General features: G+C 56.5%; 26 protein-coding genes. 14 read left to right on the top strand and 12 right to left on the bottom strand.

The features are described from left to right. Window positions 1-24: 24 nt before the first annotated feature. Genes QWJ10_RS05355 through QWJ10_RS05340 form a run of 4 tightly spaced genes read right to left on the bottom strand, consistent with a single transcriptional unit; the run spans window position 25 to window position 3,531 of the window. Complete coding sequence (locus tag QWJ10_RS05355; RefSeq protein ID WP_019366355.1) at window positions 25-951, bottom strand: ABC transporter permease; 927 nt, start codon at window positions 949-951, stop codon at window positions 25-27. Beyond that, window positions 951-1,799 carry an ABC transporter permease gene (locus QWJ10_RS05350; protein WP_010795238.1) on the bottom strand — a complete coding sequence of 283 codons (849 nt, stop codon included), beginning with the start codon at window positions 1,797-1,799 and terminating at the stop codon, window positions 951-953. The genes QWJ10_RS05355 and QWJ10_RS05350 overlap by 1 nt, the downstream gene beginning before the upstream one ends. Beyond that, window positions 1,796-2,392, bottom strand: a complete 597-nt coding sequence (locus tag QWJ10_RS05345; RefSeq protein WP_010795239.1) for an ANTAR domain-containing protein — start codon at window positions 2,390-2,392, stop codon at window positions 1,796-1,798. Before QWJ10_RS05345 ends, QWJ10_RS05350 begins: the two co-directional genes overlap by 4 nt. Beyond that, the gene (locus tag QWJ10_RS05340; protein ID WP_125887674.1) at window positions 2,389-3,531 is read right to left on the bottom strand and encodes a transporter substrate-binding protein; all 1,143 of its coding nucleotides are present in this window, start codon (window positions 3,529-3,531) and stop codon (window positions 2,389-2,391) included. The genes QWJ10_RS05345 and QWJ10_RS05340 overlap by 4 nt, the downstream gene beginning before the upstream one ends. A 495-nt stretch (window positions 3,532-4,026) precedes the next feature. Here QWJ10_RS05340 and QWJ10_RS05335 point away from each other — a divergent pair, with 495 nt between their 5' ends. Next, window positions 4,027-4,248, top strand: coding sequence for a hypothetical protein (locus QWJ10_RS05335; RefSeq protein WP_019366358.1), 222 nt, complete (start codon window positions 4,027-4,029; stop codon window positions 4,246-4,248). Window positions 4,249-4,456: 208 nt separating this feature from the next. Here QWJ10_RS05335 and QWJ10_RS05330 read toward each other — a convergent pair whose 3' ends face one another. Continuing rightward, window positions 4,457-4,927: a copper chaperone PCu(A)C gene (locus QWJ10_RS05330; RefSeq protein WP_122041985.1), complete on the bottom strand. Its 471-nt coding sequence runs from the start codon at window positions 4,925-4,927 to the stop codon at window positions 4,457-4,459. Window positions 4,928-5,009: 82 nt separating this feature from the next. Next, a complete protein-coding gene (locus tag QWJ10_RS05325) occupies window positions 5,010-5,405 on the bottom strand; it encodes a DUF2946 domain-containing protein (protein WP_150346886.1) in 396 nt (131 codons plus the stop codon). A gap of 433 nt (window positions 5,406-5,838) precedes the next feature. On the opposite strand from QWJ10_RS05325, the gene leuA reads away from it, so the two are divergent. The 5 genes from leuA to QWJ10_RS05300 all read left to right on the top strand — a co-directional run bounded on the left by leuA (window position 5,839) and on the right by QWJ10_RS05300 (window position 11,750). Continuing rightward, entirely contained in the window at window positions 5,839-7,497 is a 1,659-nt protein-coding gene (gene leuA, locus QWJ10_RS05320) for a 2-isopropylmalate synthase (protein ID WP_289924647.1), read from the top strand. 158 nt (window positions 7,498-7,655) lie between these two features. Further along, complete coding sequence (locus QWJ10_RS05315; protein ID WP_019366362.1) at window positions 7,656-8,603, top strand: aldo/keto reductase; 948 nt, start codon at window positions 7,656-7,658, stop codon at window positions 8,601-8,603. Between the two features lie 282 nt (window positions 8,604-8,885). Next, the gene (locus tag QWJ10_RS05310) at window positions 8,886-10,001 is read left to right on the top strand and encodes a glycosyltransferase family 1 protein (protein WP_026004019.1); all 1,116 of its coding nucleotides are present in this window, start codon (window positions 8,886-8,888) and stop codon (window positions 9,999-10,001) included. Beyond that, window positions 9,994-10,758 (top strand): DUF2334 domain-containing protein, encoded by a 765-nt coding sequence (locus QWJ10_RS05305; RefSeq protein WP_289924646.1) that lies wholly within the window; start codon window positions 9,994-9,996, stop codon window positions 10,756-10,758. Before QWJ10_RS05310 ends, QWJ10_RS05305 begins: the two co-directional genes overlap by 8 nt. Next, window positions 10,755-11,750, top strand: a complete 996-nt coding sequence (locus QWJ10_RS05300; protein WP_125887680.1) for a lysylphosphatidylglycerol synthase transmembrane domain-containing protein — start codon at window positions 10,755-10,757, stop codon at window positions 11,748-11,750. The genes QWJ10_RS05305 and QWJ10_RS05300 overlap by 4 nt, the downstream gene beginning before the upstream one ends. Here QWJ10_RS05300 and QWJ10_RS05295 read toward each other — a convergent pair. After that, complete coding sequence (locus QWJ10_RS05295) at window positions 11,719-11,901, bottom strand: hypothetical protein (RefSeq protein ID WP_289924645.1); 183 nt, start codon at window positions 11,899-11,901, stop codon at window positions 11,719-11,721. The genes QWJ10_RS05300 and QWJ10_RS05295 overlap by 32 nt on opposite strands. A gap of 16 nt (window positions 11,902-11,917) precedes the next feature. Further along, a complete protein-coding gene (gene purU, locus QWJ10_RS05290) occupies window positions 11,918-12,769 on the bottom strand; it encodes a formyltetrahydrofolate deformylase (RefSeq protein ID WP_010795250.1) in 852 nt (283 codons plus the stop codon). 228 nt (window positions 12,770-12,997) lie between these two features. Between purU and mvaT the strand changes: the two genes are divergently transcribed. Further along, the gene (gene mvaT, locus QWJ10_RS05285) at window positions 12,998-13,384 is read left to right on the top strand and encodes a histone-like nucleoid-structuring protein MvaT (protein WP_019366367.1); all 387 of its coding nucleotides are present in this window, start codon (window positions 12,998-13,000) and stop codon (window positions 13,382-13,384) included. 63 nt (window positions 13,385-13,447) lie between these two features. Here the strand turns inward: mvaT and sbcB are convergent, their stop codons facing one another. Beyond that, window positions 13,448-14,881: an exodeoxyribonuclease I gene (gene sbcB / locus QWJ10_RS05280; protein WP_289924644.1), complete on the bottom strand. Its 1,434-nt coding sequence runs from the start codon at window positions 14,879-14,881 to the stop codon at window positions 13,448-13,450. A 363-nt stretch (window positions 14,882-15,244) separates the two neighbouring features. Between sbcB and QWJ10_RS05275 the strand changes: the two genes are divergently transcribed. The 6 genes from QWJ10_RS05275 to QWJ10_RS05250 are packed head-to-tail and all read left to right on the top strand — an operon-like array spanning window position 15,245 to window position 22,032. Then, window positions 15,245-15,937: an RDD family protein gene (locus QWJ10_RS05275; protein WP_289924643.1), complete on the top strand. Its 693-nt coding sequence runs from the start codon at window positions 15,245-15,247 to the stop codon at window positions 15,935-15,937. Further along, window positions 15,934-16,920 (top strand): stage II sporulation protein M, encoded by a 987-nt coding sequence (locus tag QWJ10_RS05270; RefSeq protein WP_289924642.1) that lies wholly within the window; start codon window positions 15,934-15,936, stop codon window positions 16,918-16,920. Before QWJ10_RS05275 ends, QWJ10_RS05270 begins: the two co-directional genes overlap by 4 nt. Then, window positions 16,907-18,469: a DUF4129 domain-containing protein gene (locus tag QWJ10_RS05265; RefSeq protein ID WP_289924641.1), complete on the top strand. Its 1,563-nt coding sequence runs from the start codon at window positions 16,907-16,909 to the stop codon at window positions 18,467-18,469. Before QWJ10_RS05270 ends, QWJ10_RS05265 begins: the two co-directional genes overlap by 14 nt. Further along, window positions 18,466-19,644: a DUF4350 domain-containing protein gene (locus tag QWJ10_RS05260; RefSeq protein WP_289924640.1), complete on the top strand. Its 1,179-nt coding sequence runs from the start codon at window positions 18,466-18,468 to the stop codon at window positions 19,642-19,644. The genes QWJ10_RS05265 and QWJ10_RS05260 overlap by 4 nt, the downstream gene beginning before the upstream one ends. Window positions 19,645-19,687: 43 nt before the next feature. After that, window positions 19,688-20,689 carry a MoxR family ATPase gene (locus QWJ10_RS05255; protein ID WP_289924639.1) on the top strand — a complete coding sequence of 334 codons (1,002 nt, stop codon included), beginning with the start codon at window positions 19,688-19,690 and terminating at the stop codon, window positions 20,687-20,689. A gap of 11 nt (window positions 20,690-20,700) precedes the next feature. Next, window positions 20,701-22,032, top strand: coding sequence for a DUF58 domain-containing protein (locus QWJ10_RS05250; protein WP_289924638.1), 1,332 nt, complete (start codon window positions 20,701-20,703; stop codon window positions 22,030-22,032). Between the two features lie 24 nt (window positions 22,033-22,056). On the opposite strand, the gene QWJ10_RS05245 is transcribed toward QWJ10_RS05250, so the two are convergent. Both QWJ10_RS05245 and QWJ10_RS05240 read right to left on the bottom strand, forming a co-directional pair. Then, window positions 22,057-22,416 (bottom strand): PilZ domain-containing protein, encoded by a 360-nt coding sequence (locus tag QWJ10_RS05245; protein ID WP_010795259.1) that lies wholly within the window; start codon window positions 22,414-22,416, stop codon window positions 22,057-22,059. Window positions 22,417-22,508: 92 nt separating this feature from the next. After that, window positions 22,509-22,898: a hypothetical protein gene (locus QWJ10_RS05240; RefSeq protein WP_010795260.1), complete on the bottom strand. Its 390-nt coding sequence runs from the start codon at window positions 22,896-22,898 to the stop codon at window positions 22,509-22,511. Between the two features lie 227 nt (window positions 22,899-23,125). Here QWJ10_RS05240 and pyk point away from each other — a divergent pair, with 227 nt between their 5' ends. After that, complete coding sequence (gene pyk, locus QWJ10_RS05235) at window positions 23,126-24,577, top strand: pyruvate kinase (protein WP_010795261.1); 1,452 nt, start codon at window positions 23,126-23,128, stop codon at window positions 24,575-24,577. A gap of 43 nt (window positions 24,578-24,620) precedes the next feature. On the opposite strand, the gene QWJ10_RS05230 is transcribed toward pyk, so the two are convergent. Then, a complete protein-coding gene (locus tag QWJ10_RS05230) occupies window positions 24,621-25,559 on the bottom strand; it encodes an iron-sulfur-binding ferredoxin reductase (protein WP_289924637.1) in 939 nt (312 codons plus the stop codon). Window position 25,560 lies beyond the last annotated feature (1 nt).

The following is a 25,560-nucleotide window of genomic DNA, read 5'->3' as shown; positions in this document are numbered from 1 at the left end:
GCTCCTGCCTCTTTTTAGATGTCGTTAGTGCTTTTTCACATCGATACGCGGATCAACCAGCGGAATCACCAGATCAGCCAGCAGATTGCCCACGACAATCGCCACGGCCGAGACGGTCGTAACGCCAACAATGACGGGAATGTCCACTTGCTGAATGGCCTGCCAGGCGAGCTGACCGATGCCAGGCCAGCCGAACACTGACTCCACGACCACCAGCCCACCCATAAAAATGCCGATATCGATTCCGATCATCGGAATGATTGGAACGATGGCGTTAGGCAGCACATGGCGAAACACCACACGCAGACGACTCAGCCCCTTGGCCCGCGCCGTCCGGATAAAGTCCTGATGCAAGGCCTCGATCATGGAAGAGCGCACCATTCGCGAGTACCAGCCGCTCCCCAGGAGCCCCAGTGTCAGAGCAGGCAACAGAATATGGCGAAACTCGCCATACCCGCCCATGGGAAACCAGCCAAGCTTTACAGCAAAGAAGTACAGAAAAAGCATGGCGGCGATGAACTGGGGGGACGACACGCCTATGAAGGAAAAGGCCATGAGCAGGCGGTCGGCAAACGAATCCCGCTTGAGCGCGGCGATAATGCCCAGGCCGATCCCGATGATCAGCTCGAACAGGATGCCCATCCCCATGAGCTGCAGCGAAGGCACAAGACGTGAGCCAATCAGCTCAGAGACCTCCGAGCGCTGGATAAAGGAGCGCCCCAGGTCGCCGTGTAACAGCCCTTTCAGGTAGTTGAAGTATTGCTGGTAGAACGGTAGATCCAGCCCCAACTGATGGCGAATGTTCTCGACCACCTCGGGTGTCGCGCTGCGCCCGGCGATCTGTCGCGCCGGATCGGCCGGCAGCATGAACAGGAGCAGATAGGTAATCAGCGTAACCCCTAGCAGGATCAGCAATGCGTACGCCACTCGGCGGGTTATGAAGGTCAACATCAGCCTCTCCCCTTCAGCGTCGGATCAAGGGCATCGCGCAACGCGTCACCGACCAGATTGAACGACAGCGACAGCAGTACGATGGCCGCCCCGGGAAACAGCACTAGCCAGGGCGCTGACGTAAAGTAGGTCTGGCTTTCAAAAATGATGTTGCCCCAGCTGGGTGTTGGCGGTTGAACCCCCACCCCCAGAAACGACAACGTAGCTTCCAGCAATACGGTAGTGGAGATGCCCAGCGTGGCCCAGACCAGAATCGTAGGTACCAAATGTGGCAATAGGTGGGAAAACAGAATGCGCATGGAGCTTGCACCCAGGGTACGCTCGACCTCAACGAAATCCCGCGCCGACAGCGCCACGGTTTCCGAATAGATCACCCGGGCGATCTGCACCCAGTTCACCATGGCGATGACCAGCGCCACAATCCACACGCTGGGCTGAAAGATGGCCGCCAAGGCGATGGCCAGCAGTAACGCTGGAAAGGCCATCATGAGGTCGGTAAACCGCATCAGGGTCGTTCCGAGCCAACCGCGTATGAAGCCCGCCGCAAGGCCAACCAGCGTGCCGATCAATACGGCGATTCCATTGGCCAGCACGCCGATGAATAACGAGGTTCGTGCGCCATAGAGCAGACGCGACAGCAGATCACGGCCCAGCAGATCCGTTCCCAGGTGATACGTCGCGTCCGGCGGTAATGGCGCACCTTCCAGGGTCAGCCCCTCGATGAACTGCTCAGAAGGATCATAGGGCGCCACCCAGGGTGCCAGTACAGCCAGCAGCACGATTGCCACAATGAACAGCAATGCGATCACGACGGAGGGCCGTCGGTACAAAGTGGCTACGCCCGTCATGAGCGAGCCTCCCTTGCATCCTGCCGATGCGCCTGAGTCAGATCCAGGCAGATCTCTTCCAGGCTCCGGTTGGTTTGCATCGAAAGGTGACGGATACGCTCGTAGGCTTGGGTTTCGGTGATCTCCAGCTCGACCATCAGCCAGGCCAGCGCCTGAGCCACGAGGGGGCGGCTGTCCACCTTGTCTTGCAGACCTACGACTTTCTGCTGCTCATCACGCAGCCGGTCGCGCAGCCCGATGGCCATCATCAGCGTGGTGTAAACCGAGCCCTGCGTGATGGGCTTGTTCAACATGGCAGTTGCGCCTAACTCCAGCGCACGCTGAATTTGTGACAGCGTCTCGTGCTGGGTCAGTGCGATGATCGGCAGAGCGCGCCTATTCGCCTCGGCCAACAGCACGGGGCTGGCGAACTGATCCAGTTCCACGACCAGCGCCAATACATCATTCAGGCCGGTTTCGGCATCCTGCGCCACGACCGATGCCGCAACACCCAGACGCTGCAGGCTTTTTTGCAGACTCGCCTGGGCGCGTTCATCACAATCCACCAGCAGCAAACGGGTATTCTCGAAATCGGGACGCTTAAGCAGAGTCATTTGACGATCCTCAAATGGCGGGACGGTACGGCATGCCGCCGGGTACGAAATACGCTGAGGTCAGTCGCCGTCAGGTACGGGTCCGCCTCACACAATGCGGGCTCGACATGCCGGATCACGAAGCGCTCGTCTTCAAGCTCGGCGATGTAGCACGGTAGGCTGGTGTGGTTATTGCGGGGCGATACCTGTAGGTCGCCCAACGCTGTTTTCACCGGTGCGGCATACAGGGCTTTGCATACCTCGACTGGTGTATCGTTGCCGCCTCTCTGGCAGGCCTCCGCCAGCAGATACACTCCGGCGTAGGTACAGGCGTAATAGTGTGAATAAGGGTGCGGCCCATGCCGACGGCGTTGGCGCAAGCTGAACACCGGGTCAACCGCTTCGAAGTAAGGACCGCAGGAAAACAGCCGCAAGGCCTGCATGCATCCGAGCTCGGCCAGCTCCCCTTCGGTAAAGTTGCAGCTGAGCACCGGCAGGCGCATATCACGCTCGACGCACACCTGGTCCAGCTGCTGCAAAAAGGCATAAGAAGATTCGCCAACCAAGTTGTTCAGTACGAACGTTGGCCGACTGGTGAGTAAACTTTCGATCACCTCGCCGAACGCAGTGATGCCCAAGTGGAAATACTTCTCACCGCAAGTGACGCCACCCGCTGCCTCCATGATCTCGCGGGCAATACGGTTGCTTTCCCAGCCCCATACGTAGTTGGAGCCAATCAGCATGGCTCGGTCACCAAATGCCTCGATGGCAAAACGCAGCAGGGGAATCAACGTCTGGTTAGGACAGCCCCCGAGGTATAAGACGTTTTCGCTGCTTTCGAACCCTTCATAAGGGCATGGAAACCAGAGCAGACTGTTGCGCTGCTCAAGATCAGGGATGATGTCCTTACGGCTGGCCGAAGTGATAGGCCCGAAAATGTGCCGAACTCCCTGTGCATGCAACTCAGCCAGCCCTTCACTGTAGCGCTCTGGTCTACCTTCGGGGTTGAAATGATGCAGGCGAAGCTCAAAGTCCAGGTGACCGCTTCCATTAAGCTCGGCAATGGCATGCTCTGCACCCGCTAGGGCATTCCGGCCCATACGCCGGTAAGTGCCGTCGGTAGAGAATAAAGCGCCAATCGATACCACCTTACGGTGCATTTTTTCGCTCCAAAAAAAAGCCTGAACAGGTGTCGTGAAACACCTGTTCAGGCTTCGTTACCCGGGCGCATCGGGGCGCATAAAGAGTCAAGGCTTACAGGCACATCGCCATGCTTTGTGAAATAGACAAGAAAAAATGATGCCAACTCTCCTTCTACCAGGGAACAAGGGCTCTAGCTCGCGCTCTAACCGCTTGCCTCCTCTGATGATGTGCACCACTTTCAGGCATGATCAGACGGGAAGGCCCTGTTTCGGAGCGTTTCCATACTTGGAAAGTGTTTCGAAAGGCCCCATTCATTAGGGCTGACAAATAACGCAATACATTAAGAATAGGTGACAAGACCGTTTAGGCCTTATATAAATAGGGCTTAGCCTGATGGCCGTTCAGTATCTTTTCAACTTGGCCATCGACTCGTGCGGTCAGTAGCAATACACGCTCGCCCTGAGCTTGTATCAACCGCCTTGACTACAACAAATAGTGAAGATTTAAATAAAGTGACGAAAGAAGAACTTCGCGCAGAACTGGAACGCCAGGCCCAGCGCTTTCAAAACATCTATGGTGGTGAAATCACCACATACGCGGCTCAATCGACTCCTGACCGTAAACCCTGGCGGAAACGTCCCAGCGTCATGGACAAGGTCTACGAAGCGGAAGTGCAGAAGATCGCTGAACAAAAAGCTCAGTCCGAGCAGGACGTTCACGAACAGGAAGCCTGACCGGCACCTGTTGTCTACCAAGACTACGAAGGCGCTCGCCTCACTTAATGACAAAAGAGGCATTGTCATGCCTCTTTTATCATTGCCTTCACACTAATCCCTTTGCCGACATGCCAATTGAGCTGACGGCTACTCGACCTATTTCTATTTCCTTTAACCCGCCTGAATTCCCTGTCAGGGCTATCCAGGCAGACTCGAAGGAAAAGAATCAGTGCTGATGATGATGCTCATGGGCGTCAGGCGCGTCATCCTGAACAGCCACTTGTACTTCAATATTGCCTGCCTTCTCGAAATGCAGCGTCAGCGGAAAACGCTGCCCTGCAACCAGAGGCTGCTTGAGCCCGACCAGCATCAGGTGATTACCCTGAGGCTCCAGGCGCAACTCGGCACCGGATGCGATCTCGGCCCCCTGCTCCATATGGCGCATGCCCATCATCCCATCCTTGTTGATAGTGGTGTGCAATTCGGCACTTGCCGCGACAGGCGAATCAGCGCTTAACAGTCGATCCGCCTGCTTACCGTGATTGTGCACGACAAAGTAAACCGCTCCGGTGGGCGCCCCGGGAGGCGTAGCGCGTGACCAGGGATGATCAATATGCAGCTGGCCCGTTTCATATTCATGTGCCATGGCATAAGGCGTGAGAAGCAGTGCAGCAACAAGACTCAACAAAATACGCATGAAAATACCTTACAGGCGTCAGACGCCAGCGTGAACAAAACAGAATTACCGTGCCGTCGAGGCACCTAAAACATCGAGTTGCTCAAACACCTGCGGGCGGCGCCCGGGTCATGGCCCCTATAAAAACGGGCAGCCGCGCAAAGCCCCGTGCAGCCAGGCCCAGGTATGCCGGGCTGTCATACAGTGTGCGCGGCGGACGTATGACGAATTCAGATGAAAGCGGCGGATTATTGAACAGCAGATCGCAATAGCCGCATTTCTCCCAGACATACACCCAGTGTGGTGTCTGTGTAATCTGCAAGGTATCCGATACGGAGGGCTGCTTGTCCAGAGAATGGGTCATGCCATCGTGATGATGCTCATGTCTGTGGACGTGATGGGCTGCCAGAGCCTGGGACACCACCGGTGCGACAAAGGCCATGGCCATGGCAAACAAGCCAAGCCAGGCAAAACGTCGCGGGCGCCTCTGCGGTATCACGTATCAGCTTCCAGTCTCAGTGAGTCCTTATGGTCGCATGTTTGATATTCCCAAGCGACCAGACATCCGAACCATCGCTCGGACACCCTTTACGCGCATCAAAAAATAATCCAACAAACCTCTATTTTTTAAATTTTTATTGCTTTAAAAAGCGTCTGACGATGATTTATACCAATTTTTTAAACATGCTTGCCATTCAAGGCATTCCTCACTAGTGTTGAGGGTATGACTACTTCACATACCCTCATCCTGCTACGGCAACACGTCTGCCTGCGTCTGGTCAGTCCGCGACTGCGACCCTGAACTCGACACACATCGAATTCACTTGCCGCAGTGCTTTCTAGCGCCATGACCGGCAATGAAAGACCGGCAATTCAACTATGGCGCCGCTCTTACGGTCGCGGAAAGAAACAAGAACTAAAGGATTATTCTCATGGCCATGCTCAAAGATCCGTCCAAGAAATACCGTGCATTTCCCACTATCGACCTGCCCAACCGCACCTGGCCGTCCAGGACCATTACCGAAGCGCCTATCTGGCTGAGTTCGGACCTGCGTGATGGAAACCAGTCTCTGATCGAGCCTATGGACAGCGAGAAGAAAATGCGCTTCTTCAAGACACTGGTGCAGGTAGGCGTAAAGGAAATCGAGGTAGGCTTCCCATCAGCCTCGCAGACCGATTTTGATTTTGTCCGTGAGCTGATCGAAAACGGCCACATTCCGGATGACGTTACCATTCAGGTATTGACCCAGGCGCGGGAGGACTTGATCGAGCGCACCTTCGAGTCGTTGAAAGGTGCCAAGCAGGCAATCGTGCACTACTACAATGCCTGCGCGCCCAGCTTCCGTCGCATCGTCTTCAACCAGGACAAGGAAGGCGTCAAGGCGATTGCCGTCAATGCTGGTCGTGTCATCAAGCGCCTAGCTGATGCCAATCCGCAGACGCAATGGCGTTTCGAGTACTCACCTGAGGTATTCAGCTCCACGGAAACGGATTTTGCCGTCGAAGTATGCAATGCCGTGATCGACGTTTTCCAGCCGACCCCACAGAACCGCCTGATCCTCAACCTGCCCGCCACCATCGAGGCGGCCACGCCAAATGTCTATGCGGATCAGATCGAGTGGTTCTGCCGTCATGTCAATCATCGCGACAGCGTGCTTGTCAGCCTCCATACTCATAACGACCGCGGTACTGGCGTTGCAGCCAGCGAGCTGGGCCTGATGGCAGGCGCCGATCGTGTCGAGGGCTGCCTGTTCGGCAATGGCGAGCGCACCGGCAACGTGGACCTTGTGACACTGGCTCTGAACCTTTATACCCAGGGAGTCGATCCCAAACTGAATTTCTCCGACATCGATGCCGTACGCAAGGTGGTCGAGGAATGCAATCAGTTACCGGTTCATCCCCGCCATCCCTACGTGGGTGATCTAGTGCACACCGCGTTTTCGGGCTCACACCAGGATGCCATCCGCAAAGGTTTCGCCCAGCAGAAGCCGGACACCCTATGGGAAGTGCCCTACCTGCCGATCGACCCCGCCGACATTGGTCGCAGCTACGAGGCGGTCATCCGGGTCAACAGCCAGTCCGGCAAAGGAGGAATCACCTATCTGCTCGAGCAGGAATATGGCATTACCCTGCCGCGTCGGATGCAGATCGAATTCAGCCAGGTCGTTCAGAAGGAAACCGATCGCCTGGGACTGGAAATGACGGCACAGCAGATTTACGACCTGCTTGATAACGAGTACCTAAAGGCCGTTTCGCCCTATCAGCTCAAGCGCCACCGCCTGCAGGAAGAGAACGGTATCAGTGCCGTCAACGTTGAAGTCATGGCCAAGGGTGAAACCCAGCATTGGCAAGGCACTGGCAACGGCTCACTGGAAGCGCTGGTGTCAGCGTTGCCGGTCCAGATCGAAGTCATGGATTATCATGAGCACGCCATTGGTGCGGGCGCCAATGCCAAGGCGGCAGCTTATATTGAGGTCCGCCTGGACGGTGGCCGTCCGTTGCATGGCATCGGCATTGACGAAAACCTGACAACCGCCAGCTTCCGCGCACTCTTCAGTGCCCTGAACCGCGCCGTCTCTCAGACACAGTAACGCCTTTGGCCCCGGTCAATGACCGGGGCCCCACCCTTCGCTCCTCCTTCCTTACGTCCGCGTCCAGAACGATCCCTGCTCACTCTAGTCACACCTCCTTTGAGGTCTGTTCGCCGCTTGGCAGCGGACGGTCCTATAGTCGTTAAAAGGAGAACACCATGAGCACACGTCAACTCGGTCAATCCGGCCTGCACGTTTCTCCACTTGCCTTGGGTGGGAACGTATTCGGCTGGACGCTTGATGAAGCCAAGTCGTTCAGTCTACTTGATGGGCTGGTCGACCACGGGCTCAACTTCATCGATACGGCTGACGTCTACGAGCGCTGGGTACCCGGCAATCAGGGCGGTGAGTCGGAAACCATCATTGGCAACTGGTTGAAGAAGAGCGGTAAACGCGACCAGATCGTTCTGGCTACCAAGGTCGGTATGGATATGGGGGACGGTAAGAAAGGTTTACGCGCCGAGTATATTCAGCGGGCCGTAGAGGACTCCCTCAAGCGCCTGCAAACCGATCATATCGACCTATATCAAGCCCATATCGACGATTCTGATACGCCTCTGGAAGAAACCCTGCAGGCCTTGGCCAAACTGGTCGAGCAAGGTAAGGTCCGCGCTATCGGCGCATCCAACTACAGTGCCGAACGCCTACGCGAAGCGCATCAGATTGCCCAGCGTCTTGGGATTCCGGGCTATATCAGTCTTCAGCCTCACTACAACCTCTACGAGCGCGAGGACTATGAAAAGAATCTTGAGCCTGTGGTACAGGAATTGGGGCTGGGTGTGATCAGCTACTACTCATTGGCCAGCGGCTTTCTGACCGGCAAGTACCGCACCAAGGATGATATCAAGGGTGCCCGCAGCGATTCCGTGAAGAAATACATGACCGAGCGAGGCGTTACGATTCTGTCAGCTCTGGACGAAGTGGCCGAGGAGTATGATGCGACCCCAGCTCGTGTGGCCCTTGCCTGGCTTATGGCACGTCCCAGCGTCACGGCCCCCATTGCCAGCGCCACCTCGCTTGACCAGCTCAAGGAGTTGGCAGAGGCCACCCGCCTTCAGTTGAGTGCCGAGGATATCAGCACGCTGGATCACGCCAGCGCGTACTGATATTTGGCGCTTCGAAAGACGTCGCGTTCTATCTCCTGGCTCAGGTCTCCCTGCGGTAGCGCCGCAGGGGGACCCTGTCGTGTTTGTTCTTTAGCTAACGAAGCGAAAGCTTTCGCTCTAGAACAAGGTCTTAGCGAACGTCTTTTTACTGTAATGGTCCATTCATGGGCACAGGGAGAGAACATCTGAACGCATGAGCCTGCATTATCCTTTTTACCCACAATGCTCATGTCGGTGGTTTCAGACGGTTCTTATAAGAAGCCGAACGGAGGAAGCTCCATCGTGCATATTGCTGATATGACCATGTTTTATGCACCTGCCAGCGGCGGTGTGCGCACATATATTGATGCCAAACACCGCCGTCTACGTCGCTATCCTGGGGTTCAGCACAGTGTGCTTGTTCCAGGAGAAAGCTATCGACAAAACGGCGGAATCTACGAGATTCCATCGCCCCCCCTACCCTTTGGAAAGGGCTACCGCTTTCCAGTCCGACGCGGCCCGTGGCGCAACGTACTGCACGAGCTGCAGCCTGATCTGATTGAAGTGGGCGATCCCTATATGACAGCCTGGGCAGCACTGGACGCAGGTCGCCGGCTGGACGTGCCCGTTATCGGTTTCTATCACTCCGACCTTCCGCTTCTGGCCAGCAACCGGCTCGGCACCTGGTTCGGCAGCAACATGAGCACCTACATCGCACGCCTGTACCGCAGCTTTGATCGTGTCCTGGCACCGAGCAAGGTCATGGTCGAAAAGCTTGAGCGCATGGGCGTGAGCAATGTATATGTGCAGCCGTTAGGGGTGGATCTTGAAACGTTCCATCCATCCTTGCGAGACCCACATCTCAAGCGCGAGCTCGGATTGGATGAGTCTACTCGTCTGATGGTGTTTGCCGGTCGCGGTTCACGGGAAAAGAATCTGCCCATTCTGCTGGAAACTGCTCGTCAGTTGGGCAAGCCCTATCACCTGCTATTAGTGGGCTCGAATATGCCCAGCCATGTACCGGACAACGTTACGGTCATGAATGGCTTTCGCCCGGCATCCGAAGTTGCACGCCTGGTCGCCAGTTGCGACGTGCTGCTGCACGCAGGGCATCAGGAGACGTTTGGCTTGGTGGCGCTCGAGGCCATGGCCTGTGGTATTCCGGTTGTTGCCGTCAAGGCAGGCGCCCTGGCGGAAATCGTTCCCTTCAATACCGGACGCCTTTGCCAACCCCATGATCCGGTTTCCATGGCGGCCACCGTACGCGAGCTCTTCGAGGACGATGCCCGTCTCGTGGGCCGTCAGGCCCGCCAACATGTAGAGGCGCATCATGCCTGGGATACAGTAGTCGCGGGCCTGCTCTCCCACTATCATGCCGTGCTGGGTACGTCTGAAATGCCGGTAGCTGCACATGGTTGAACGCAATGTCATGCTGGTGCTACATGATGTGGCACCAGAAACCTGGAAAGATTATCAGCCCTTTGTGGAGGCGGTAGACGCACTGGGCAATGTGCCCATGACGCTGTTGGTCGTTCCCGATTTCCATCATCGTAACCCGCTCGATCAGCATCCAGCCTTCATCAAGCTCATGGACCAGCGTCTGGCTCGCGGCGATGAACTGGCGCTTCATGGCTACTTCCACTGTGATGATGCCCCAGCGCCCACGAATCCGCGTGACTGGTTCATGCGCAGGGTTTACACCTACGAGGGTGAGTTCTACACCCTTGATGAAGCACAGGCCCGCGAGCGTCTTGAGAAAGGCATTGCGCTGTTTGAGCGCTTTGGCTGGTCTCTGCATGGGTTTGTGGCGCCAGCCTGGTTGATGAGCGAAGGAACACGTCGTGCCCTGAGCCAGACCGACTTGCGGTATACCAGCGATCCTCAGCATTTTTATCTGCTACCTGACCATCGCCAGATAGAAGCGCCTGGGTTGGTATGGAGTGCCAGAAGCCCATGGCGAAGAGGCATGTCCTGGCTTATGAGCGAGCAAGCCGCTCGCCGTCATCGATCAGCGCCCCTGCTTCGCCTGGGGCTACACCCTGTCGATATGCGACATGAGTTTTCCAGGGACTACTGGCTGGGACTACTTAAACGCCTGATGGCAGAAGGGCGCACCCCCATCAATAAAATCGATTGGCTCAACCGGCATTATTTCAACGAGCGTCTCGCGGCATGAGCCGTGGTGTATGGCTGCTGCTCAGTGCATTGCTGGCAGCAGCACTCATTCCCCTCCTATTAGGCGGCACCGGGCTACTAGGCAAGCTACGGGACTTTCCACTTGATCTGCTGCTGCTCATGCTGGGCATGATAGTGCTGTGCTGGAACGTCAATGCGGTTCGCCTGCGCCTGCTACTCAGACGCCTGCATCGCACCACTCACCTTCGCTCCCTGGGCATTGTGATGGCAACCGAATTTGCCATTTGCGCCACGCCTGGTGGTGCAGGCGGTCCGTTTACCATGATGGCGCTTCTTGCACGCCGCGGCGTACGACCGGCACAAGCCACCGCAGTCTTTGCAGTGGACCATATCAGCGATCTGCTGTTTTTCGTCTGTGCGCTGATCGGCATCCTGATTTATGCCCTCTTCCATGCGCTGAATCCCCACGTAGGTTTGCTGCTGGGAGGCACGGCTGCCCTGATGACAGGAATTATCGTCCTGCTGTTCGGATTGGCACGCTTTCATCGCGCCGTTTTGCGCAGCAATGGACGAATCATGAAGCGCCTGGGCGTAAAACAGTCACGACGCCTGCGCTGGGGACGCAAGGTACTGCGCTTTCGCAATGCCTTGAAGGAAAGCTTGCGAATGCCTCACTCCACTCTGGCGGCGGTGTTTGGCCTGACAGCCCTGCATTGGTTGCTACGCAACAGCATCTTGTATATCACGCTGGTCGGTCTGGGAGCCGTCATTCCCTGGGCGTGGACCTTTCTGATACAGATGCTGGCCCTGACCGCTGGACAGGCAAGCCTGCTGCCCGGCGGCGCTGGAGGTGCGGAGTTAGCATCAGGTGCGCTGCTTACACCCATGGTGGGCAAGTCGACAGCAGCGGCAGCTATCCTGATCTGGCGAGCCGTGACGTATTACTTCTATCTCATAGCAGGCGCCCCGGTGTTTATTCACCTGGCGGGACGTCCCTTGCTTAATCGTTTGATTCGCTTTCGCCAGGCGTAGAGCCAGCCAAGAGATTCTGCCAGAGCTCAGCGGCACCCGGAAAATCGGTGCCGCTGTCTTCATTGAGCGCATCCGGGTCGTAGCGCTGCGTACATCCCTCCCCCAGGACGGGAGGAGGAAAAGCCACTGCACGCTCGAAAGGATCGCTCATAAGACCTCAGGACCTATCAGTTGAAGACGACCGTCTTGTTGCCATGTACCAGCACACGGTCTTCCAGGTGATAGCGCAGACCACGCGACAGCACCATCTTTTCAACATCCTTGCCCAGACGCACCATGTCCTCGACATTGTCACGATGGGTGATACGCACCACATCCTGTTCAATGATCGGGCCGGCATCCAGCTCTTCAGTCACAAAGTGACAGGTCGCCCCGATCAACTTCACGCCCCGCTTGGCAGCCTGGTGGTAAGGCTTGGCCCCCACGAAGGACGGCAGAAAGCTGTGATGGATATTGATGACCTGATGCGCATAGCGCTGGCACAGATCCGGCGGCAGGATCTGCATGTAACGCGCCAGCACCACAGTATCGGCCTGATGCTCATCGATCAGTCGGGAGACCTCGGCAAAGGCGGGCTGCTTGTCAGTCGGGTCGACCGGCACATGGAAATAAGGAATACCATGCCATTCGACCATGCTGCGCAATGCATCATGATTGGAAATAACACAGGGAATTTCACAATCAAGTTCGCCACTGTGCCAGCGATGAAGCAAGTCTGCCAAACAATGGGATTCGCGGCTGGCCATAAGTACCACACGCTTTTTAACCGCAGAGTCGGTAATGCGCCACTGCATAGAGAACTCTTTGGCTATTGGCGCAAACGCCTGATAAAAACCCTTTAAATCGAAGGGTAAAGAATCGGCGCGTATTTCGTGACGCATAAAGAACCAGCCACTCTCGGTATCGGAGTGGTGGCTGGCTTCACTAATCCAACCATTGTAAGTCGCCAGGAAGTTACTTACCTTGGCCACTATACCTACGCCGTCCGGGCAGGCAATCACCAGACGAAAAGTGCGCATAGAACAACCTCGAAAAAACGGAGGCCGCCATTCTAGCCTTGCGCACGGAAAACTTCAGCTTTCATCGACTTGCGGCGATGAATATCGCGCCTGAGTTTTAATGTTAGTTGAAGCTTATCAAGCTTATTAACTTGTTTTATGCTTGCAAAAAGTTAATAGTAGGTTTACTTGTTGTTACGCCAACACTATCATTAAAAAAAGACCAGCCCTTGCATTGCAGGTAAATGTATGTCCCTTATCAATGAATACCGTGCCACTGAAGAAGCTATTAAAGAGCTGCAGGAGCGCCTGCGTAATCTTTCCCAAGACGATAAACTGAAAAAAGAACTGGAATTCGAAGAAAAGCTGCGCGCATTGATGGGTGAATACTCCAAGTCCCTGCGTGACATCATCGCTATTCTTGACACTGATGCCAAAAACACTCGTGGCACTCGCAGTAATGCCAAGAGCACTCAAGGCAGCGGCACCAAACGTGCACGCAAAGTAAAGCAATACAAGAACCCGCATACGGGTGAAGTTATCGAAACCAAAGGCGGCAACCACAAGACTCTGAAAGAGTGGAAAGCCAAGTGGGGCGCCGATGATGTCGAGAGCTGGGCCACCCTGCTCGACTGATATCCGTCAGTTAGATAAAAAACGCCAGCAATGCTGGCGTTTTTTATAGGTGTTTAAAAGGTTTTAAACTCCGAACCGAGTTCTCAACTGCTGCGCATGTACCCGCCATGTATTGAGCAGGGCTTGCTGTGATTCGCTGGCAGTCTGCACCAGTGCATGCAAGGCTTCCTCAAAAGAGGACAGTGTATTGGGTGCGCCCAATTCACTATTGATCAAACGATCACGGCAGAATGAATGCCAACGCCCTTGCTCCTCAGCCGTCAAAGTATGGGAAAAGTTTCGGGCCCGATAACGGAAGTAAAGTTCAGGCAAACGTTCGTCCGTGAATAACCACCTTTTATCTACCAACTTAATAGGGTCACAGCTTCGAATCTCATCACATAAGCGCCTATCGCTCTCACATATAAAGCCATTGTACAGCTGCTGTTCAGGATCAAAGACTGCGTTCTCAGCTTTTATTTGATAAAGCTGCGACAATTTGTCTCGCCATATTTTTGCCTTACTTTGTAAAAGAGCTGCACGTTGCTTGTACATCTGCATATTTATTTGCAGTCTTTCCTGATCCTGCTCTCTTAGTACAGCCAAAGGTGCCAACACCGGGCATCGGTTTATCTGGATAAGTTTAAGCGGCACTGGCAGTTCGTCATTGGTTAACAAGTCCTCACGCCGGGTATAGAGTTTTTGATGTAGCGTTTGAACGTCCAGCTCTAATATAGGGCTTGGGTCAAAGTGAAGATCACAGACAACTAACGCATTACGGTTATGAGGATGCCAGCAAAGCGGCAATACAATGGAAAGAAAATTACGCTCGGCTGAAAACCGTCCCGAAACGTGGACTAGCGGTTTAAGTAACGTAATGTGCTCCAACACTGAACGTTTGTGTCTGAGCTGATACAAGAAATGATACAGCCGTGGCTGCCGATCACGTACCAGCCGAGCGAGTTGTATCGTAGCGTGTACATCCGACAGAGCATCATGTGCCTGACCATGCTCCAGGTCGTTGGCCTGGGAAAGACGCTCAAGCTTCAAGGTCACCCGCCCCTCATCCTGAGGCCACTCGATGCCCTCCGGCCGCAAGGCATAAGCCGCACGTAGCAAATCGATCAGATCCCAGCGGGTATTCCCGCCCTGCCATTCCCGCGCATACGGATCGTAGAAATTTCGATACAGGCTATGCCGTGTCACTTCATCATCAAAGCGCAGCGTGTTGTAACCAGCCGTACATGTACCCGGCTGGCTTATATGAGCATGCAGGTGGGCCATGAAGGTGGCCTCGGGAAGCCCCTCGCGTTCGAGGCGCTCAGGCGTAATGCCGGTAATCAGGCAGGCAGCCGGATGCGGCAGGATATCGTCGCCCAAGCGGCAATACAGGTTGAGCGGCTCGCCAACAATGTTAAGGTCCTCATCCGTTCGTAAGCCGGCCACCTGTAGTGGGCGATCGCAGCGTGGATTGGTTCCTGTGGTTTCGAAGTCATACCAGAATATGGTGCGGCTCACGACAAAGCTCTCCTAGCTATCAGCGCCTCGAGTCGAGCACTCTGGATTTTTCAGTTGCCTATACGCCTGATGGGTCGCTAGGCTTATCATGTCGCAGGCTGCGACCGTATGTATGTCATTGAATTCATGATACCCATGGATTCCAAGCCGTGCGTCAGGATAGCCAAGCTGCGTTAACGTGCACAGACGCACCAGGCGGGGGTGATGACCTTATCAAAGGAGTGATAATGTGCTGAAGCGCTTGCCTGCCGACTGGTTATTTTTGTCGTTCCAGTCTGCGTAGGGGTTCTCATCCAATGACACCGTGTGAACGCCGAGCAACCTCTTGTGCCGACCTACACTAGAGAAGGCTCATCTGTACCCATGCCACTTCCACTCGATACGCTGTTACGCGTCGAAACCCCGGAAGCCATCGACCTGATGTTGCGTCCTGCCAGCGTCATACCTCGCGCCCTGGCGTATGCCATCGACTTGGCTATTCGAGGCGCTATCATGGCGCTTGCCTACCTTGTGCTCGGCTTTCTAGGCCATGTCGGGGTTGGCTTGATCGCGCTGCTGACATTTCTGATCAGCTGGTGGTACATGGTGCTGTTTGAAGTGCTCAACCAGGGCCGCTCACCAGGCAAGCAGCTCATGAAACTGCGCGTTTTGAATGATGATGGCACCCCGGTGGGCTGGTCCGGCTCGCTGCTACGCAATCTTTTGCGCGTCGTGGATCTTCTCCCCTTCGGCTATGCCATGGGTATCCTGAGCAGCCTGTTACATCCCAGCTTCAAACGCTTGGGAGATCTGGTGGCAGGCACCCTGGTCGTTCACCAAGAGCAACCACACGAACGCTTTACCTTACAGGACGTCATTCCATTGTCCCCCCCGTTTGCGCTGGGGTTAATAGAGCAGCAGGCCATTCTCTCGTTTGCCGAGCGTCAGAACGGGCTATCTCTATCCCGTCGAGACGAGCTGGCTGCACTACTGGCAGAGCCTCTGGGGGTAAACCGCAGCGAAGCCACTGAGCGCCTGAACCGAATTGCACAAGCCCTGCTAGGGGCTCACGTATGAGGCAGGCGCCTTTCGAACAGCGCTACCAGGCTGAGTGGGCTCGCTTCAGTGAGCAGTTGTCTGCGCTGGAAAAACGCACCCCGACTTCAACGCTCGAACACAGCAAGGCATTTGTTGCTAGCTACCGTCGTCTGTGCCAGCACTTGGCACTTGCTCAGGCACGTGGCTACAGCCCCCAGCTGATTGAGCACCTGCATCAACTGACGCTGCGTGGCCACCAGCTCATCTATCGCCATCCGGGCAATATTCGGCAGCGATTGCTCGGCTTCCTGCTGGCAGATTTTCCTCGACTGGTCCGGGCAGAATGGCGCCTGGTCGCTGTAGCAAGCGCCCTCTTCTATGGCAGCCTTCTGGTAATGGGTTTGCTGGTCTACTACACCCCCGATCTGGTCTATAGCCTGCTAGACCCTGCCCAGGTTGCCAATATGGAAAGCATGTACAGGCCGGATGCCCAGCGCATAGGCGCCCTGCCTGAGCGGGCCAGCAGTCAGGACTGGCAAATGTTCGGCTATTACATTCGCAACAATATAGGAATTGCCTTTCAGACATTTGCAGGCGGATTGCTGTATGGCCTGGGGACACTGTTCTTTCTGTTGTTCAACGGGCTTAACATTGGTGCGGTGGCAGGCTACCTGACACAACTGGGCTCTGGGGCTACCTTCTGGCCCTTCGTGGTAGGGCACGGCGCATTTGAGCTGACAGCGATTACGCTGGCCGGCTCGGCAGGCCTGAAGCTGGGCTGGGCGCTGGTGGCGCCGGGCCGGCTGCGCCGCAGTGATGCCCTGCGACATGCCGCCAAACCCTGCGTGGGCATGATTGCCGGTGTCTTTGTACTGTTAACGTTGGCCGCCTTTGTCGAGGCCTATTGGTCCTCAAGCGCTGCACTCAGCCCTACCCTCAAGTACAGCGCAGGTGCGCTGTTGTGGCTGGCCGTTGGAGGTTATTTCGGGCTGGCAGGAAGAAATCGACATGCGCCTGAGTGAAAGCCAGGCGGTTATCCGCCCCCGTAGCCCTTGGGAAGCTCTGGATCTTGGCGTGAGACTCGCCCGTGAACATCTGCGTGTCTTGATGACCAGCTGGGCACTGCTCACCCTTCCTGTTCTGGCCCTGTTGAGCACCGTCCTCTGGAATTATCCTTCCATCGTCATGCTGGTTTTCTGGTGGTTGAAGCCACTGTTCGAGCGGCTACCCCTGCATATTTTGTCCCGTGCGCTCTTTGGCGAAACGATTACGGCCAGACAAGCGCTGATGGCTTATCCACGGTTGCTGAGCGTACAGCTGCTGCCCAGCCTTCTATGGAGACGTTTTACGCCCAAGCGCAGCTTTCTATTACCCGTACAGCAGCTTGAAGGCCTGTCTGGCACATCACGTCAGGCTCGTGTTCGGGTCCTGACGCAACAAGATACACAGGCCGCCTTCTGGTTGACCCTTACCGGTGCGCACATTGAAATGGCCCTTTATTTCGGTCTTCTGGGCCTGATTTATCTCTTCATTCCCTCGCAGATCGTCGAGCAACTCGATTGGCTCAAACTGATCGATGTCGAGGCTCATGGCCTGCTCTGGGTGGAGCACCTTACAAATTTGCTATATGCACTGGTTCTGCTTGTATGGGAGCCCGTGTATGTGGCGTGCGGCTTCAGTCTTTATCTGAACCGGCGTACAGCGCTGGAAGCCTGGGACATTGAGCTGGCCTTTCGACGCCTGCGCCAGCGCCTGACAGGTGCGATACCCATGCTGCTTGTGATCGGAGCCATGAGCGTTTTGCTCTCACCACCGCCCGTCCTGGCAGATGAGCCGTCAGCTGCAGCGATCTGCCCACTGCCACCTCAGGAAGCAGCCGGCCCGGATGCGCCTCGCCTGCTGAACCAGCCCTTGAACAGTCAGGTTGCCCGGCAGCACATCGGCGTCATACTGGCGAGCCCGCCCTTCAGGAATGAGCGCACCCAGTTGGAATGGCACGTCGGCCAGCAAGACAAGAACAAGGCCTCGGTGACGTCATCCAATGGCCTGCACTGGCAGGACCTCGAAACACTTATTGCTCATGCGGCCCGCTTCATTGAAATCCTGTTATGGACGTTACTGATTGCAGGCCTTGGCGTGCTGCTCTGGCGTTACCGCGTCTGGCTAACCCTCTTTAACCGGCGAATCGCCACCAAACCTGCCAGACCTGTCGACACGCCTCGTCAGCTGTTTGGTCTGGAAGTCGCCCCGACCAGTTTACCTTCCGATATCCCTGGCGAAGCCGAGCGCCTCTGGCAACACGACCCTCGCAGCGCACTGGGCTTGCTTTATCGAAGCCTGCTGAGCCGTCTTTTGCATGACTTTCATCTGCCCTTGAAGGAGGCGCATACCGAAGGCGAAATTCTTGAGCTTGGCAGATCAATACCCAACGCCGATGTGGTCGGTTATCTGCATGATGTGACGACCCAATGGCAAGCGCTTGCCTATGGCCATCGCATGCCTTCCCAGGAAACGCTTCAAGCGCTCTGTCACCAATGGCGTCATCTGTTTGGTCCGCAGGTGTCTGTATGACGCGTCGGCATTCGCTGTGGATTATTCTGATGGTGGCCGTCCTGCTGCTGACCGGGTTGTGGGCCTGGAAGTACATCACCCTGACAGAGACGCTGAAAGATGCAGGGCCCAGTCCAGAAGCCCGGAACAATCCCTATCTGGCTGCAGAGCGCTTTCTGAAGGAGCGGTCCATTACCATTCAACACAGTGACTCTTTTACGGTGCTGAATGGGCTGCCTTCGATAGGCCATACGTTGCTGCTGCTTGCAGAACGAGACCGTATGTCACCCGCCCAGAGTCAGCAGGTCCTGGACTGGGCCAGCCGAGGTGGACATGTCGTTTTCGTAGCCGAGCAGCTGTGGGATGAGCAGAGCAAAAAAAGCGGCGACTTCCTGCTTGACGCCATCGGTGTGCAGCAGTTGCTGACGCGCGACCTGGAGGATGAGGAGACGGGTCAGCAGGACGCTGAACCCGCTCCTGCCGAAAAGTGGGCGCCGTTGACCAAGCTTTATCTGGAAAACGAACAGGAGCCAGCCTATATCGGTTTCGATGACGAGTTTCATCTGTACGACTCCAGGAATCTGGCCCAGTCCTGGGCCAACAGCGAAGCCGCTACGCACATGATGCAGCTGCCATGGGGCAACGGTTTGATTACCGTCATGACGGACCCCTGGATCTGGCAAAACGCCCATATAGGCGAATATGACAATGCCTGGCTGCTCTGGTATATCACCCAGGACAGTGACGTCACGCTGCTATACCGCGCCGACAAGGAAAGCCTTGTTACGCTCATGGCACGCTACTTTCCTGAAACGCTGGCCGCCGCAGCCCTGCTTCTAGCGCTCTGGCTTTGGCAGTCAGCGCAGCGCCTGGGACCCCTGCTACCAAGTCCCGCCACCGGGCGCCGTCAGCTGAGTGAGCACCTGCGAGCCAGCGCCGAATTCATTCGCCGACATACTGGGCTGGCCAGCCTGATCACGTTGTTGCAGAAAGATATTCAGCAGCACGCCCGACGCCGTCATCCCGGCTTCGAACGCCTCCCTGTTGCCGAGCAATGGCAGCTTCTAGGCCGCCTGGCTCGTTTGTCTGCGCATGAGATCAGCCAGAGCATGCGTCCGCTGACATCAGAGAAACTGTCTCCAATCGACTTCACGCGCCGCGTTGCACATCTGCAACGCATCAGGAAGGCACTATGACTCGCGGTGCACTCCCCTCGCGGCCTACTCAAGGAAATACGCCATGACCGAGCCTACTGCGACTCCTACGCCCCCTGATCATACGGCACAGCGTCAACGCGCCAGCAGCCTCGCTCAATCGCTGCGGCAAGCCCTCAACAAGGCATTGATAGGCCAGAGCACAGTAATTGATGATGTCCTGACCGCCCTGCTGGCTGGGGGGCATGTCTTGATCGAAGGTGCACCCGGACTGGGCAAAACCCTGCTGGTTCGCGCGCTGGCTCGCTGTTTCGAAGGCAGTTTTGCACGTATTCAGTTCACGCCGGACCTCATGCCCAGCGACATCACAGGTCATGCCATCTATGACCTGGCAACGGAGCAGTTCAAGCTGCGCAAGGGACCTGCCTTTACCAACCTTTTGCTGGCCGACGAGATCAACCGTGCGCCAGCAAAAACCCAGGCGGCACTGCTTGAAGTCATGCAGGAGCGGCAAATTACATTGGAAGGCCGAGCGCTGCCGGTTCCTCAACCCTTCATGGTATTAGCCACCCAAAACCCGATAGAGCAGGAAGGCACTTATCCGCTGCCAGAGGCGGAACTGGACCGTTTCATGTTCAAGCTCTATATCGACTATCCCGGCGAAGAAGACGAACGTGCCCTGGTCAGACAGGTCACTCGCTCCACACGCAGCGACATGTTGGATGTCACGCCTCTGCGCCCAATACTGCAAGCCAAGGAAATCATGGCCATGCAAAAGATTGCAGCGGACCTGCCGGTGGACGACCAGGTGCTGGATTATGCCGTGCGGCTGGCGCGCTCAACCCGTAACTGGCCCGGCATCATGCTGGGCGCCGGGCCACGTGCCTCTATCGCCCTGCTCCGCGGCGCGCGTGCGCGAGCCCTGCTGCGGGGTGGCGAGTTCGTTCTGCCCGATGACGTGAAGCAGTGTGCCCTGCCCGTTTTGCGCCACCGGATTAGACTGTCGGCAGAACTTGAAATCGACGGCACTACGGTTGATCAGGTGCTGCGGCAGATCATTGATCAATCCCCAGCCCCTCGCCTCTAATTCGCGCCTTTATGAAGCCCTCCAGACGTTTTCTGCTGATCCTGACCGGACTGCTTGGGACAGCACTGATCCTAGGTACGCTCGAGGCGCTGGGCCTCTCCGTGGCTGACACGCTACATACCGTCTGGTGGGGCGCTTTGCTGGCGCTTTTGCTGATGGCCGGAGGCGATGCTGTCAGTACCTATCGACGCGCCCCTCCCATCCTGAAGCGTACGCTGCCCGGGCAGTTATCATTGGGACGCTGGAGCGACGTTCAGCTTACGCTGCATCATTCCTATTCCCGCGAATGCTCCGTCACACTGTTCGACCATATCCCCGCCTCCATGGCTCACGAGCATCTACCGCTGGAGATGACTCTAAAGCCCGGCCAGCAGACCGAGGCGCACTACCGGATCAGGCCTCTGGAGCGAGGACATATCCGCTTTCCGGCCTGTGATTGTATCCTGCCCAGCCCACTGGGATTCTGGCAGCGCCGTTACCGACTGGAGCACCCTGGAGACGCACGGGTCTACCCGGACTTTGCCCGCCTTTATAGCTCATCGCCTCTGGCGGGCGAGCAATGGCTAGGTCAACTGGGCGTCAGACAGAAACCTCGACGAGGCCTGGGGCTCGAGTTTCATCAGCTGCGAGAGTTTCGCCAGGGCGATACGTTGCGGCAGATGGACTGGAAAGCCACGGCACGCAAGAAAATGCCCATCGCCCGCGAATATCAGGAAGAACGGGACCAGCAGATCCTGCTGCTCCTGGACTGCGGCAGGCGTATGCGTAGCCAGGACGGTGAGCTGTCGCATTTCGACCAGGCTCTGGATGCGTGCCTGCTGCTGGCCCACGTTGCCCTTCGCCAGGGCGATGCCGTAGGTATCAGCACCTTTGCTCATGAGCAACCACGGCACGTGGCGCCTGCCAAAGGTCATGGGCAGCTGGGCCGACTGCTCAATGCCGTCTATGACATCAAGCCTACACTGACCCCTGCCGATTACAGTTCAGCCGCCCAGCAGCTTCTCAGCCGCCAGCGTCGCCGTGCACTGATCGTTCTGGTCACCAACCTGCGTGATGAAGATGACGATGATCTAAGGCTTGCCCTTGGCCATATCGGTCGCCAGCACCGCATGCTGATTGCCAGCCTGCGTGAAGATATCCTGGATACGAAGATGCAGCAGGTGATAGAAACCTACGAGGATGCGCTGGAATATTGTGGGGCCATGGATTACCGCCAGGCCAGGGAGTCGCTGCACGAGCGCCTGTCGGCCCAAGGTGTTGCGCTCATCGATACACGTCCGGCCGCCCTAGGCCCTGAACTGGTCAATCAGTATCTCACCTGGAAACGTGCCGGAACCCTCTGACTAAGCCTTGCAGCGTTCGTCTGCCTAAACGGACTGCTGCATGGGATGAAAGCTGAAATAGTTACGCAGCGATTCCACCAGCTCGGTGAACTCATGCGGTGGCGCCGAGATCGAGAAGCCTGAATCGTAATACCCTGGCGTTACGTCTTCCCGGCTCCACTGACAGTTGGCATCGAAGTCAATGAAGTGCAACTGCCCGTCCTGACCCGGCACCTTCAAACGCAATTCGAATCTGGCCCCAACCAGCAGCGGTAGCTGGCTAATGAGCAACATCCCGTCCAGGGAAATATTACCCAGATAGCCCATGGGCCTGTCAGTGAAACGATTGAACACCTTCAGAAAGTACGGTAACTGATGGCGCTCGATATGACGATTCTGTTTCATGGACCCATCCCGGAAGTCACTGCAGTCTGATGCCGCTCCAGTCGGCACCCATCAGACCACAAGCATAACCAGAAGCATGCGAAAGGGCATCTTTACTTGGCCAGCACCGGCTTGAGCGGCTGTGGCTGAACGATTACCGGTCTGGAACCATCGAGCCCCAGTTGGGTGAGCGTATCGATTCTGGCCCGGGCCCGGTACGCATACTCGCTGCTGGGGTAACGCCTCTCGATGAAGCGATAGGTTTCCACCGCATCGACATACAAACGCTGCCGCTCAAGGCATTGACCACGCAGCATGGAAATCTCCGGCTGAACCCACGGGCGAGCCCGGCTCTTGCGTTCGGCCTGGGACAGCTCCAGCATGACCTGATCGCAGTCACCTTCAGTATAGGCATCGTAAGCCTTGTCCATGTGACGATTCATGGACGCACCCGTACAGCCGGCCAGCGACACGACGACGAGCGAAAATAAGATATGACGCATGATTGATCCTCCGTTGCCGGGTTATCGGCAGGCTCGTCCAGGCCTGAAGCGCAGCTCACCGGTTAATTCAAGCATTACTTTTTCAGGATTGCCGCACGGAGATGAAACCTTTCATGTGCCTGGACGCTCAGCAAGGCTACAATGCACAGTAGCCTTTGAAGCCAAACGTCAGATTCGGCCCGTTTCATTGCCGATCACGGTTGAAACCATCTGAAAGGAAAACCTGAATGATTTATCGCCGTACCAAAATCGTTGCCACCCTTGGCCCAGCCAGCAATTCGCCTGAGGTGCTCGAGCAGCTCATCATTGCCGGTATTGATGTCGCCCGCCTGAACTTTTCTCACGGAACCCCGGATGAACACCGTGCACGGGGTCAGCTGGTACGCGAACTGGCTGCCAAGCATGGCCGTCATGTGGCCTTGCTGGGCGATCTTCAGGGTCCCAAGATCCGTATCGCCAAATTCACTGACAAGCGCATTCAGCTCAAGGAAGGCGACACCTTCCGTCTGTCCACGGCCCATCCACGTGATGCTGGCACCCAGGAGGTCGTTGGTATCGACTATCCGGGCCTTGTGACCGATTGCCATGTCGGCGATGAGCTGCTGCTCGATGATGGCCGCGTGGTACTGCGCGTCGAAGGCGTAACGGCTAATGAACTGCATACCGTCGTTTTAATCGGCGGCCCGCTGTCGGACCACAAGGGCATCAACCGTCGCGGCGGCGGTCTGACCGCACCGGCCCTGACCGACAAGGATCGCGAAGACATCAAGCTTGCCAGCTCCATGGAAGTGGATTACCTGGCGGTGTCCTTCCCTCGTGATGCGGCAGATATGCACGAAGCCCGTCGCCTGCTGGAAGAAGCCGGTGGCAAGGCCTGGCTGGTGGCCAAGATCGAGCGCGCCGAAGCTGTAGCCAATGACGAAGCACTGGACGGTCTGATTCAGGCCAGTGACGCAGTCATGGTGGCCCGTGGTGACCTGGGCGTCGAGATCGGCGATGCCGAACTTGTAGGCATCCAGAAACGCATCATTTCCCATGCCCGTCGCTTCAACAAAGCGGTTATCACGGCTACGCAAATGATGGAGTCGATGATTACCAACCCGATGCCGACACGCGCCGAAGTGTCTGACGTTGCCAACGCCGTACTCGACAACACCGACGCCGTGATGCTGTCCGCCGAGACGGCTGCCGGTGCGTACCCGGTTGAGGCCGTCAAGGCGATGGCCCGCATCTGTATCGGTGCAGAAAAGCAGCCTACCAGCAAGCTGTCCAGCCATCGCCTGGGGCAAACCTTTACCCGTTGGGACGAAAGTATCGCGCTGGCGTCCATCTATGTGGCTAACCACTTCCCGGGCGTGAAGGCCATCATCAGCCTGACCGACAGTGGTTATACCCCGTTGATCATGTCTCGCCTACGATCCTCCGTTCCGATTTTCTCGTTTGCTTCATCCCGCATAACACAGGCGCGCACTGTACTATTCCGCAACGTCTACACCATTCCGTTCGATCCCAAGTCAATGCCGGCCGACAAAGTCAGCCAGAATGCCGTAGACGAACTGCTCAAGCGCGGCATCGTGGAGCGTGGCGACTGGGTCATTCTGACCAAGGGCGACAGCTACACCAAGCGTGACGGCACCAACACCATGAAGATGTACCGTGTCGGTGATCTGCTCGTCTGATTATTGCTCACAAAAAAGCCGCCTTCGGGCGGCTTTTTTAATGCTAGAGAGCCTTGGACACAAAGGTCTCTGTCAGCAGTTGTCCCCGTGGAAGCCCTGCCATGAATAATCGACGGGACACAACCTCAACAAATGCGGGACTGCCACAAGCCAACGCGACCGTACGCCGACTGGATAGCCGCAAAGTCTTGAGCCACGGCTCCCACCCCTTTTCATCCAGGTACTCGACATTCAGCGCGGACTGCTCGGCGGCCAACCTATCCAATGCTGGCCTCAAGTAATGCCCAGACGCCTCACGCGCCCGGTGTACTACCGTGACCGGCCCAGCATGCTCCTGATCCAGCGCTTCACGAAGAATGCCCCAAAGCGGCGCCAATCCTGAGCCGGAGCCCAGCAGCAGCAACGGAGAGTCGGGTTGTTCCGCCGGATAGTGCAGCGCACTGAGATTCAATACACCCAGGCACAATCGATCACCCGGCTTTATTACGCGTGCGGCAGTGCTGAACTGGCCCGGACGGCTGCAATCAATGTGAAACTCAAGCCAAGGTGCCTCGCCAGGCAAACTGGCTATGGAATAGGAACGAGCAATACCGTTGAGCCAGAGCACTACGGACTGCCCCGGTCGATAACGTACGGAACGCTCCGGCTGCATACGTAAGCGAACCACATCTGCACCTAGCCAATCGACAGCCGTCAGCGTCGCAGGAATCCCATCTTCCTCAGGGTTGAAGATCGATACTCGAACATCACCTACAATGCGGCACTGGCAGGCCAGCCGCCATCCTTCGGCCCGTTTTTCAGCAGGCAGCGCTTCCGGCTGCGCGTCTGCAACATGCCCCTCAAGGCACCGAACCAGACATGCATGGCAACTGCCCGCCCGACAGCTGAAAGGCACCGCCAGGCCTACGTCGAGCAGGCTGTCGAGCAGAGTGCGATCCGACTCGACTGTCCAGACCGATGCTCCTACCTCAAGCTTAGGCACG

The organism is Pseudomonas sp. WAC2, from assembly GCF_030403525.1.
Lineage (GTDB): Bacteria > Pseudomonadota > Gammaproteobacteria > Pseudomonadales > Pseudomonadaceae > Chryseomonas > Chryseomonas luteola.
This window is presented reverse-complemented; position numbering and strand designations above follow the sequence as displayed.